The organism is Sphaerisporangium sp. NPDC049003, assembly GCF_043197795.1.
Taxonomy (GTDB): domain Bacteria; phylum Actinomycetota; class Actinomycetes; order Streptosporangiales; family Streptosporangiaceae; genus Sphaerisporangium.
Map to the genome: position 1 here is coordinate 42,938 of NZ_JBICTU010000040.1, position 10,940 is coordinate 53,877.

Here is a 10,940-nt window from a genome sequence, read left to right on the forward strand (position 1 = left end):
AAGGGACGACCAGCCGTACCGGTCGCCGACGTGTGGAAACGTGCCTGTGATCGAGACTTGGGGTCACGCCGCGAACAGGGAGGTCTGGTCGACGAGCCGGGTCCACAGGCCTGCGAAGCTTTTGCGCTGCTTGTCGTGGACGCCGGCCGGGCCGACGCTCAGGAATTGCTCGGTGGCCGGGTAGCGGCCCACGTCCGGCGCGCGGATTCGTGCGCGTGTGATGGCGAACTCATCGGTCCGCGGTTCGGCTCGGTGGCTGCGGGCGAGGCGATGCAGCTCGCCTGCCATCTGATCCCTGGTTCCTTCGGCGAGCGTTGTGACGCTTCGCCATGCGGCGCCTTTCTTGGTCGCGATGTGCCGGCGGGTCTGCTTATCGGTCGCGGGGTGATAGATGCGCCGCACGTCGTACAGGGCCCACGGCCCACCGTGCAGCATCTCTTCGGTGAGCGCCAGGACATGGTCGAGCCGGTGGTCGATCGCGAACTGCAGGGCGCTGCCCCGGGAGAACAGCGTGGCCCGGTGATTGAGGGCGAGGGAACGCCGCTCCATGAGCAGGGCCAGAGCAGCGCCTTCCGGCTCTCTGCGCCATCTGCCGGCGAGATACTCCGGGTCCGACAATGCGAATGGGCAGTAGACGCAGCAACTCCTCGGCCATGCCGTGGAGAACACTTCGTGGAGATAGCCGCGCGTGTCCGCGCGCGTCCAGCCCCATTCCGCCAGCGGAAAGCGGGCCAGCCGCGAAGAAGAGGCGTAGACGGAGTCCTTCAGGATGCGGTCGCCCTCTTCGGCGGAGAACCCCAGGACGTGCTGGTAAGGCTGTCCGTCCAGATTGTCCTGTTTCCACCAGTCCAGCGGTTCTCCTTTGCTCTTGATCGAGCACGTACGCCTGTTGCTCGCGAACTGCGGCACGGTGCCGTTGCCGAGCTGCTCATCGCGCAGACGCCAGGGGCCCGCCATGCGCATGCGCCGCGGCTGCCGGGAGTCGTCGAGCACCGCATACCGGGAAGCGGCGAGCTGGCCGCCCCGGGAAAGCTGCACGTACCGGACCGAGAAACGGCGCATGAGCGGCAGAACGAACCTCTCCATGTGCTCCGCCGTCTCAGAGAACTCATCTCCTGTCATGGACGTCATCACGATCAGATCGTCCAGATCGAAATCACGAGTCTCCGGTTCGAGCAGGAACCGGGTGAGCACACCGACCGAGTCGACACCCATGCCGAGAGAGACGACGACCTTCGCCACCCATGACCTCCTTTCTTCCATCGCTTTCGGAAATGCCGAAGGCCGCGGCCGGTGCTCGGCTGCGGCCTTCGGCAATGGCCAATGATCAGAACGGGGGCGTTGCGGAGTTCGGGCCGACGCCCGCGGGGACGGGCGCACCCGTCCACGGATCCGCAGGCGCCGCCGCCTGGGCATCCCAAGGGCCGGGAGAGGGCTGCGGCAGGCCGGCGGGAGAGTCGGGAACGATGACGCGCTGGGCCTTGGTGACCTTGGCGGTGGCGTTGGCCAGGCAGGGGCCGATGTCCTCGGCGTCCAGTTCCACCACCGTCCGCCGCTCGCCTTCGGGGGTTTCGTAGGAACGCTGTTTGAGGCGCCCCCGTACGATGACCTTGTGGCCGCGCTGGAGGCTTTCGGCGACGTTCTCGCCTTGCCGGCCCCAGATGTTGCAGGTGATGTAGAGGGTTTCGGCGTCCTTCCACTCACCCGTGGATCGATCAAGGAATCGGGGAGTCGAGGCGACGCGGACGCTGGCCACGGCACGGCCCGATATCCCAACTCCCGTGGGTTGCTGCTGGTGAGATCGCCGCTGGCCAGGTGGATGGCCAGGCCAGCCTGGGTTCGTTGAGTCTCTGGCGAATTTTGTCGTTTCGTCGAAATTCCCGACCGTTCGCTGATATCTATCTGTGGTTGCCGGGATTGGTGAGCCTGCTGAGGCTCGGGATGGAACGGAGCGTTCGTGACGCTGGCGGTGGTGCGGTCGTTGGGAACCGCGCGGCGGCTTCGGTCGGCTCAGGAGCTGGAGGACTTCGAGCAGGAGCTGGTCGATCAGTACGCGCTCGCATCGGCGGGGGCGGGGATCACTGACCGGCACATCACCGAGGAACGATCGGTGATCTTCCAGTTCCTGCGGTTCTCCGGTCGTCCGGTGTGGGAGGCGACCCCAGATCTGGCGGACCGGTTCCTGGCGCATCAGCGTAAGGAGTTGGGGCTGGCCGCCACGACGGTGGCGCGCAAGTCGCAGACGCTCGCACAGTTCTACGAGTTCCTGATCTTCCGCTATCAGGGTGACGTCCATGCGCTTACCGGGCATGTGCTGGTGCAGCCGATCGATGAGTACAACCGTCCATCTGATCCCAGCGGACAGACGATCCGGGTGCCGCCGCGCGAGGATGAGATCGAGCGGCTGTTCGCGGCGTGGCGGGAGGCTTTGCCGCAGGCGCGTAAGTTCCTGCCGGCGGCGCGCGACTACATGGCTGCGTCGCTGTGGCGGCGGGTCGGGTTGCGGATCAGCGAGACGGTGTACCTGGACATCCGGGACTGGCGCCCGGACCTGGGTGAGCTCGGCAAACTGCATGTCCGCTTCGGCAAGGGCAGCCGCGGCAAGGGCCCCAAGACCCGGCTGGTCCCGGCCATCGAGTCGGTTGATGCGCTGATGGAGTGGTGGCTGGGTGACATCCGGCACCAGTTCGGCGACGACTGGGACGACCCCGACGCGCCGCTGCTGCCCAGTGAACGCCGCGACCGGATGACCGGCCGCTGCCTGCGGGCCGGAGACGACGCGCTGCGCTCGGGACTGACGGCCATGGTCGCGGAGTGCCTTCCGGCCTGGCGCGGCCGGCTCACCCCGCACGTGCTGCGACATTTCTGTGCCTCCTCTCTGTATTCGCGAGGAATGGATTTGAAAGCGATCCAGGAATTGCTCGGCCATGCTTGGCTTTCGACCACGACCCGTTACATCCACGTCCACGATGACCACATTGAGAACGCGTGGGCGCAGGCCAACGACCGGGTGGCGGCCCGGCTGGCGACACAGGGAAGGTGAAGTGATGCGCTGGAATCTGCGGATGAAAGCGGCTGAGCGAGGTATCTGGAAATCGACTGAGATGCGGCGGCGGTTGGCCGCTGCGGGGCTGGAGATCAGTGCCGGGAAAATGTCGGCGCTGTGGACCGGGGCCCCGACCACGATCCGGCTGGACGACCTGGACGTGATCTGCTTCGTGCTGGAGTGCGCGCCCACCGACCTGCTGATCTGCGAGCCGGAGCAGGTGAAGGCCCGCAAGCCGCGCACGGTGCAGGAGCCCTCGGCGGCCGGAGCCGGGGCGTCCATCACGCCGCGGCTGGGCCGCAACCGGACACTGCCGCCGCTGTGACCGCCGCCCGCATCTGCACGCGGTGTCGCGCCAAGCCGGTGGCGACCGCTCGGCATGCTCACTGCTACGACTGTCTCCCCGACGGCCCGCGTATCGCGCCGCCGTGCCGCAAATGCGGCTCGGACCGCGACTACTACTCCGCCGGGCTGTGCCGCCGCTGCCACCGGTTCGCCCCGCACGTCATCGACTCGTGCGTGGGCTGCCTGGGCTGGGGCACCACCCGCCATACCAGCTGGCTGTGTGAGGCCTGCCGAAGCTGGCGGCGCCGAGTGTCCAAGGGCGAAGGCGCGTGCGTCACCTGCCGGGACTGGTCGGAGTTGAACGGCGAGGGCCTGTGCCGGTTGTGCCGACGTCAGACCGCACTGGTCCGTACCCTGCACCGCGGCGTCACCGCGACCGAGGCGAACCGGCACGGCCAGCAACTGTTCATCGTCGATACCTTCCACCAGCAGCGGCCACGCCCCTCCACCGGCACACTCCGCATCGGCCTGCCGCCCGGCTATCCCGTCCCGCATCGCCAGCTCACGCTGTTCGACGCAGCCCGCGACCTGACCCGGCTGCGCAACGGCGGGCACCTCCAGGTCCCCGAGCCCCGCGATCCCGTCCTGGCCGCCGCGCTCCTGCTCGCCGCCGACGAGCACGCCACCCGCTACGGCTGGAGCCGCACCCGCAAGGTCGACGCCCGCTCGGCGATCCGTATCCTGCTCGCCCTTCAGGACACCCCGGGAGCTGCGATCACGGCCAGTGCGGTCCTGGAGTTGGTCCAGCGCTTCGCAGCCCAGCCGGTGCTGGACATCCTCGCCGAGACCGGCATGCTCAACGACGACCGGGAACCCTCGGTGACCGGCTGGTTCCACAACAAGATCAGCGGGCTTCCCGAGCCGATGGCCGGCGAACTGCGCACCTGGTTTCAGGTGATGCGCGACGGCAGCGCCAGCCCCCCGCGCCGGCTGCCGCGGTCTCACACCACCATCCGCCTCCACCTGCGATTCGCGTTGCCGACCCTGACCTCGTGGGCCACGGCCGGTCACACCTCGCTGCGGGAGATCTCCCGCAGCGACGTCCTGGCCGCACTCCCACACCAGGGACCGGCGCGCGCCACGGTCGGCCAGGGCCTGCGGTCGATCTTCACGGTCCTCAAAGGCCGGAAGGTCATCTTCGCCAACCCCATGACCCGTGTCCGCACCGGCAGAGCCGAGGCCAACGACCCGCTGCCCCTGGCCGAACTCGCCGGGCTGCATCAAGCCCTGGACTCCGACGACTCCGCCCGGGCCGCGATGACGGCCCTGGCCGCCTTCCACGGGCTGCGCAACCATAACCTGCGTGAACTGCTGCTCACCGACCTCGACGGGGTCCGGCTGCGCATCGGCGACCGCAGCATCCTGCTGGCGGCCCTGGCCCGCCGGCGCTTGACCGCCTGGCTCGACCACCGGGCCGCCCGATGGCCGACGACCCTCAACCCCCACCTGTTCATCAACGTCTACACAGCCGTACGCACCGGACAGGTCAGCACCGTCTACGTCAACGAGAAGGTCGGCATGCGGGTCCAGCGCATCCGTGAGGACCGCATCCTGCACGAAGCCCACGCCACCGGCGGCGACACCCGGCGGCTCTGCGATCTGTTCGGGCTGTCCATCGGCGGTGCCGAACGCTACACGGCGACCATCAACCACCCTGACCTGGATTGCACCGACGAGCTCGAGTGAGGTGCGCGCATCCATGACCGAACTCCCGAGCCCGGTCAAAATGGCGGCTCGCTGGACGAACCCCCGCCGAACCCGCCGGTCGCAGCGGGCGCAAAGGCCCACGGATCAGTTTCCCGGGCGAGGCTGTCGGCAGGCTGCGCGGCGCGATCACGCTGAGCCTTGTTGACCTTGGCAGTCGCCCACTTCAACGACGGACCAACATCCTCGGCATCGACCTCGAAGACCGTCCGCTTGATGCCTTCCTTGTCCTCGTAACTACGCTGCCGCAGCCGGCCGGTGACCACGATCCGTGAACCCCTGGCCAGCGACTCCACAACGTTCTCGGCCAGCTGCCGAAACGCCGAACACCGAATGAACAAGGTGTCACCGTCGGTCCACTGACCAGACGCCTGATCGAACACCCGGCGGGAGGCCGCAACGGTGAATCCCGCGACGGCGACGCCCTGCTGACTGAACCTGAGCTCCGGATCGGCAGTGAGGTTCCCGATCACGGTAATGGTGGTGTCTCCAACGGACATGACGGTGCTACTCCTTCACTTGGAGGGGAAGAGGCTGAACAGGAAGATCGGCCAGCGTCGAGGCGGCCAAGGCCTGGCTTGGTGGGGCAGCGGCGCGACAGTCGGCGCGGTCGGCCCTCGCAGCCACCCCGTCCGCCGTTCCTCGCGGACACCACCGCCCCGACCGAGCCCCACGCCAGTTCCCGAACCGAAGCATCCAGATACGCTCATCCACGGGTGCCCACCCCCGGGTTCGAGTGGACAGACCCTTCAGAAATCACGAACCCGCGGGGGACGGGGACGAACCGGAGGTCGGGGTCGGCCACGAGGTTCCCGACGACGGTAATGGTGGTGTCGTTACTCACTAACATGCCTTTCTGCGGTGTCGGGTGGCTGAGCGGCGGCCGGTCGGCCGCCAATGGGCGATCAATGAGGCGTGGGTGGTAGGTGGGCCGCTGACGTCGCCGAGGAAGGAGTTGACGACCCGAATGCAGGACGTCATGGGCAGTCGCCCTCGGTTGCCGTCGGCGGGCCGGCCTGGGCGTTGCCATCGGCCCCTTCCTGCTTGCGGTCCTGGTGGCAGGAGCGGTGGGCGCGAGGCGCCCACGCCGCGAGCTCGGGGTAGACCCTGCTCAGGGCGGGACCGGAGCCGATGACCAGCAGGTCGGCGCGGCTGACCGGGCCTTGGCAGTACAGGCAGGTGGGCATCGGGACGCGCCCGCTGCTGGTGGGTTCGCTGGGCCACTCGCCCCAGCCGGGCAACGTGCCCTCCAGCATGAACTGGTCGGCACGCTCGAACGGGACGGAGCCGCAGGTACCGCGGGAGTAGGAGGCGTCCAGCCATTCGGCGCCGCTGTCATGGTCGTAGATCCTCAACCGGGCCATGTGCGTCCGGTCGGGGTTCAACCAGACCTCCGCGCGCCAGCGATCGTGCATCTTGACGTGCAGGCTGCCTTCCTGCACGAACCACCATCCGCTGGTCGTGGCGGTGTCCGGCGTCTTGTGCAGAGGGTCGCCGTTGTAGGTGGTCAACCGCACGACTCAGCCCCCTTTCCGGGAGGGCAGGAGTGCGCGGCGGCGGCCTCCAACAACACGTGGAGAAAACGGTGCGCCACGGTCTCGACTCGGCTGCCGCAGCGGACGCACACCAGCTCCAGCCCACGCTTGCGGCGATCGGCGGTCGTGAGGACCTGGAACTGGGCGGGATCGAACCTCAGCAGTCGAGCGGGAGCACCATCGACCAGGACGTGCAGCCGCTGCTCGCCCGCCTCGGTACGCCGGTGCAGGTCCACTACGACCGCGTCGCGCTGGCCACCGGCCCGTGCGCTGGCTTCGGTGGGCCGGCCGGCGTAAACAAAGACGACGATGTCACCGGCGTCGATGTAGATGATCAGCGTTCCGTCGTCACGTTCGAAGCGTTGCACGCAGATCTCCTCGGCGCCGGGCTGGGCCCGCGACACAACCCCGGCCAAGCCACGGGTGGTGAAGATCTCGGCGTCGTCCTCGCTCGGTGGATCACTCAGGCAAGCCGGTCGGGCGGCCCGGACATCGGGAGAGGCGGGAACGGCCCGAAGGTGGCGCGTCATCATTAACCTTTCTGTGAAGGGGTCGGGGAATGCGAAAGCCCCGCCCGGCGGGTGGCCGGGCGGGGCCAGGGTGGTGCCGGGAAGAAGGCGTCAGCCGCGAGCGGCGAGCTGCAGGACCTGCAGGGCGCGCGATTCCATCTCGTGCGCGGCGTCGGCGTCGGCGAGGGTCTGGGCGACCGAGGTGACGGCGTGCATCACGCCGCCGGCGGTGAGGTCGCCGCCCTTGATGAAGTGGCCCATGATCGCGTCCTGCTGCTGGTCGGAGAAGCGCAGGTGCTGGGAGAGGTTCTGGATGGTCTCGGCCGGGCGGACGATCGGGACGCCGGCCTTGGCCTCCATCGTGGTCACGATCTTCTGCACGTAGGCGGGGGTCAGGAAGCGGCGGACGGCGTCGGTGGTCTTGGCGGTGATGAGTTCCAGGTTCTTCTGGTGGGTCGCTCCGCTCCAGTCGATGACCCCTTCGTCGAGCTTGCCGCCCAGGTGCACGGTCCGGTGGGAGTCGGCGGTGATGGTGTGGCCGTTGTCGCAGACCTGGAACACGATCCGCGGGGTGATCGCGGCGGCCCCGCACCCGGTCTCGGAGTTGGTGATCACGAATCCGGCCCAGACGACCGGGTTGTCCGCGCCCCTGGCGCCGGTGAACGGGCTCCGGTAGCCCTCCAGCAGCTTGGGCGCCAGCACCTGGACGGCCGGGGAGTAGACCCGCACGTACATCCGCTGCTCGGTCAGGTCACAGCCCTGGATCGTGATCGGAACCCCGGCCTGCTCCACGCCGTCCAGCGCGGCGGTCAGCACGTCCAGGTGATCGACCCGCTTGTAGGAGTCCGACAGCAGCGCCCGCGCGACCCCGGGTCCGCTACCCGAACCTCGGAAGCCGCGGATCAGGAACTTGTGGTCGCGCGGTACCCGGTCCAGCCAGCCGTTGACGTTGACGTCCCACAACTCGATCGCCTCGTCGCGGCATCTCCGCAGGTAAGACAGGTGGATCTTGAGCTTCTCGGCGATGCCCTTCTCGCACGTGGCGGTCGGCCGGTAGACGCCGTCAGTGGTGGTGACACCAGTCGCGGTCAGGATGGGCTCGGTGCCGGAGATGATCAGGTGACCGCGTTCGGCCCGCAGCGCGGTGGGCGGGGCGACGATGTCGACCTTGCGGCCCTGCTGGTCGCGCAGCAGGGTCACCAGGTCCTTCAGGTCGGCGTGCCGGGTCGTGAACACCTCGGCTGGTGCAGGCGTGGTCATGGATCTGTGTCCCTTCCGGTCCGGGGGAGGACGGAGGGCCCGCCCTCCCGGCGGAAGAACTCCATGCGTCGGCCGCCCGCGGTGGGCAACCCGGCGGTCCGGGGTGGACAAGATGTTTTCCGACGAAGGAGGAAAAGATCTGTGTCCCGGCCGGGACGAGCGCAGCGAGAGCCGGGTTGCCCTCCGCCAGGCCGGCGCAACACCACAACCGCCCGGGAGGGCACGGCCCGACACCCCGGGACGGAGCAATGAACACTCGAGCGCGCCTCTATGCCACCACGCAGTTGTAGGCGACACCAACCAGCGGTCGGCGGCTATGCGGATGGTGTCGACTATCTCGCGCTCAGTCCATCGATCCCATCGCTGTCCACGGGGCTGAGGTGGTCAATATTGCGCCAATGATGTGGCTCAGCCGCAGATCCGCGGAGTGGGCAGAGTCGGCTAAGTAGGGGGCGAGGTAGTCGGTGGTGAGCAGCCTGCCGCTCGGGCGGTCGTGGAGGCTTACGGCGAGTGGACCGGTTTGCGCGGCAATCTCTATCAGCAGGTTGACGAGGTGGTGAGCTTGTACGTCGACGTACAGGAGCCGGTTGTCGTAGGGCGCCAGGTCGGCGAGTTGTCGTCTGGTCAGGGTGGTTTGGAGGTGCCTCTGTCGCAGTGCGCTGTGGTTGAGCACGACGCCGGCGCCCGTGCGGTCGCGTATGGCAGTAGCGGTTCGGGCCAGGACTTCGCCAGGGTCGGGGGAGGTGTTTCGCCACCGCTCACGCAGAGGGCCGATGGACTCATCAAGCTGTTGGTCGATCTTGGCGATCTGTGTGGTGAGAGCATTCAGCTGCGCCGGTGCGGTCGCGGCCTGGGGCATGATGCGTGAGCGCGCCGTCCAGCCCGAGGGTTGGAGTTCGGCGGTGGCGTAACCAGCGCCGTGTTCACGCCCTTTGACCACGATGGTGCCACCGGCGACCCGGGTGGGGCCGTTGCGGCTGCTGTGGCAGTGTCCTGAGAAGACGAGGTCGAGGAAGGGGCACTCCCGAGCGAGGTCGATGTCGTGGGCGAAGCCGCTGTGGCTGAGCAGGATCCAGGAGTCGGCTTCGTGGCGGTGCGCGCGGTGCAGGCGTTGAAGTGCGGAGATGGGACTGATGACGTCATGGTGGGCCCGCAGGTCGGGCGCGATGCTGGCGAAGGCGCCCTCGCCGATGACCGCGGTGATGGCCACGCGACGGCCGCTGATCCGGGCATGGTGGAGGGGACGGAAGAGTGGGGCTGCGGTGGATCGGTCGATGGTGTTCGCGCACACCGTGATCCGGCGCAGGGCGGGGTCGAAGTGGTGGGTCCAGCCGTGGTTGCCGGGTGCGATGACGTCGTAGAGCTCGGTGAGGATGTCTCGTTCCACGCGGCCGCGGGTGAGCTGATAGTGCGGGCCCTCGAAGAAGTCGCCGCTGTCGACGATCAAACTGCGGGGGCGGGTGTGGTGCAGGTGAGTGAGTAGTGGTACGGCGTGATCGAGGGCGGAGTGGACGTCTGTGGTCGCCACCACTCCGGTCAGTGGGCCTCGGGGCAGTGTGTTCGCGAGAGCGGTCATGGGTGTTTCAGGAATGTGGGACCGCGGTGCCGGGCGCGGGTGCCGGCCATGCGCGCAGCGCGTCGCGGAGGGCACGGTGGGCTTCGGCGGCGAATGCTCGGTGGCCGTTTGCGGTTGCGGTGACGACGATGGCGGCGGCGTCGGTGACGCCGCAGGTCCGCATGAGTTCTCTTTCGGCGGCGTCGGGTTCGCGGCCGTACCCGTGGTAGAAGGCGGTGCGCAGATCGGGCCGGTCGCGCAGGATGCGCTGGGTGATGCGGAGGAAGTCGCGTCCGACTGCTTCGTAGCGGCTGGTCTCGAAGTCCAGGACTGCGGATCGCTCGTCGTTCCACAGGATGTTGCGGCTGGTGAAGTCGAGATGGGAGGGCTGGGCTTGTTGCGGGGGCATGGCCTCCAGGAGTTCCAGGGCTTGGTGGGTGAGGTCGATCTCGGCGGGGGTGAGTGGATCCATGCCGTGGGTGAACTGGGCGCGGATGTAGGTGGCGCGGTCACGGCCGAAGGAGGACAGGGTGCGGCGGGGACCAGCCTGGTGCAGCGCGCGCAGGATCTGGCCGGCCTGCCGGTAGGCCTCCCGCTCCTGGTCGGCGGTCAGGATCAGGGTCGACAGCGGCCGGCCGGGGACTGCCGTCATCAGAAGGGTCTGGCGCCGCTCGTCAACGTCGATGAGTTGAGGGGCCTGTGAGGTCAGGACGGGCGTCCAGTGGGCCAGGGCTCGGTACTCGCGTTGGAAGCTGTCGGAGCTGGTGTTGCGTTTGACGATCATCTGGTGCCCGTCGGGCTTGCGCAGCCGCATTACCGTGGTGGACGTGCCGGGCCAGCTGTGGTCGGCGATGATCTCGGCCGGCCAGGGCAGGTCGTCCAGGGCTAGGCCCTGTCTCAAAGCCTGGTGAGCCAGTCGTTGATCGCGGTTATGTGGATGGCGGCTTGGTAGCGGACTGCGAGTTTGTCGTATCTGGTTGCGATGG

General features: G+C 68.1%; 11 protein-coding genes. 3 read left to right on the plus strand and 8 right to left on the minus strand.

All coding sequences use genetic code 11. From position 1 onward, the window contains the following. Positions 1-63 precede the first annotated feature (63 nt). Together ACGFIV_RS32345 and ssb are read right to left on the minus strand one after the other, a co-directional pair. On the minus strand, positions 64-1,242 hold the full coding sequence (locus tag ACGFIV_RS32345; RefSeq protein WP_392838671.1) for a hypothetical protein: 1,179 nt from the start codon (positions 1,240-1,242) through the stop codon (positions 64-66). A gap of 85 nt (positions 1,243-1,327) precedes the next feature. Continuing rightward, positions 1,328-1,756 carry a single-stranded DNA-binding protein gene (gene ssb / locus ACGFIV_RS32350; protein WP_392838673.1) on the minus strand — a complete coding sequence of 143 codons (429 nt, stop codon included), beginning with the start codon at positions 1,754-1,756 and terminating at the stop codon, positions 1,328-1,330. 201 nt (positions 1,757-1,957) lie between these two features. On the opposite strand from ssb, the gene ACGFIV_RS32355 reads away from it, so the two are divergent. From ACGFIV_RS32355 to ACGFIV_RS32365, 3 genes are read left to right on the plus strand one after another with little or no spacing between them, the layout of a single operon-like run. Further along, positions 1,958-3,043, plus strand: coding sequence for a tyrosine-type recombinase/integrase (locus ACGFIV_RS32355; RefSeq protein ID WP_392838675.1), 1,086 nt, complete (start codon positions 1,958-1,960; stop codon positions 3,041-3,043). Between the two features lie 4 nt (positions 3,044-3,047). Then, positions 3,048-3,371, plus strand: a complete 324-nt coding sequence (locus tag ACGFIV_RS32360; RefSeq protein WP_392838677.1) for a helix-turn-helix domain-containing protein — start codon at positions 3,048-3,050, stop codon at positions 3,369-3,371. After that, positions 3,368-5,077 carry a hypothetical protein gene (locus tag ACGFIV_RS32365; protein WP_392838679.1) on the plus strand — a complete coding sequence of 570 codons (1,710 nt, stop codon included), beginning with the start codon at positions 3,368-3,370 and terminating at the stop codon, positions 5,075-5,077. The genes ACGFIV_RS32360 and ACGFIV_RS32365 overlap by 4 nt, the downstream gene beginning before the upstream one ends. A gap of 35 nt (positions 5,078-5,112) precedes the next feature. Here ACGFIV_RS32365 and ACGFIV_RS32370 read toward each other — a convergent pair whose 3' ends face one another. From ACGFIV_RS32370 to ACGFIV_RS32395, 6 genes are all read right to left on the minus strand, one after another. Continuing rightward, positions 5,113-5,595 (minus strand): single-stranded DNA-binding protein, encoded by a 483-nt coding sequence (locus ACGFIV_RS32370; protein WP_392838681.1) that lies wholly within the window; start codon positions 5,593-5,595, stop codon positions 5,113-5,115. A 477-nt stretch (positions 5,596-6,072) separates the two neighbouring features. Then, a complete protein-coding gene (locus ACGFIV_RS32375; protein ID WP_392838683.1) occupies positions 6,073-6,612 on the minus strand; it encodes a hypothetical protein in 540 nt (179 codons plus the stop codon). After that, positions 6,603-6,998: a hypothetical protein gene (locus ACGFIV_RS32380; RefSeq protein WP_392838685.1), complete on the minus strand. Its 396-nt coding sequence runs from the start codon at positions 6,996-6,998 to the stop codon at positions 6,603-6,605. The genes ACGFIV_RS32375 and ACGFIV_RS32380 overlap by 10 nt, the downstream gene beginning before the upstream one ends. Before the next feature lie 252 nt (positions 6,999-7,250). After that, complete coding sequence (locus tag ACGFIV_RS32385; protein WP_392838687.1) at positions 7,251-8,399, minus strand: DUF932 domain-containing protein; 1,149 nt, start codon at positions 8,397-8,399, stop codon at positions 7,251-7,253. A gap of 343 nt (positions 8,400-8,742) precedes the next feature. Then, on the minus strand, positions 8,743-9,927 hold the full coding sequence (locus ACGFIV_RS32390; RefSeq protein ID WP_392838689.1) for a hypothetical protein: 1,185 nt from the start codon (positions 9,925-9,927) through the stop codon (positions 8,743-8,745). Positions 9,928-9,982: 55 nt separating this feature from the next. Next, on the minus strand, positions 9,983-10,855 hold the full coding sequence (locus ACGFIV_RS32395; RefSeq protein WP_392838692.1) for a phosphotransferase family protein: 873 nt from the start codon (positions 10,853-10,855) through the stop codon (positions 9,983-9,985). Positions 10,856-10,940: the final 85 nt, after the last annotated feature.

Coding starts and splice junctions, on each gene's coding strand:
- ACGFIV_RS32385 (WP_392838687.1), bottom strand. CDS start 8,399: ATGACCACGCCTGCACCAGCCGAGGTGTTCACGACCCGGCACGCCGAC.
- ACGFIV_RS32360 (WP_392838677.1), top strand. CDS start 3,048: ATGCGCTGGAATCTGCGGATGAAAGCGGCTGAGCGAGGTATCTGGAAA.
- ACGFIV_RS32370 (WP_392838681.1), bottom strand. CDS start 5,595: ATGTCCGTTGGAGACACCACCATTACCGTGATCGGGAACCTCACTGCC.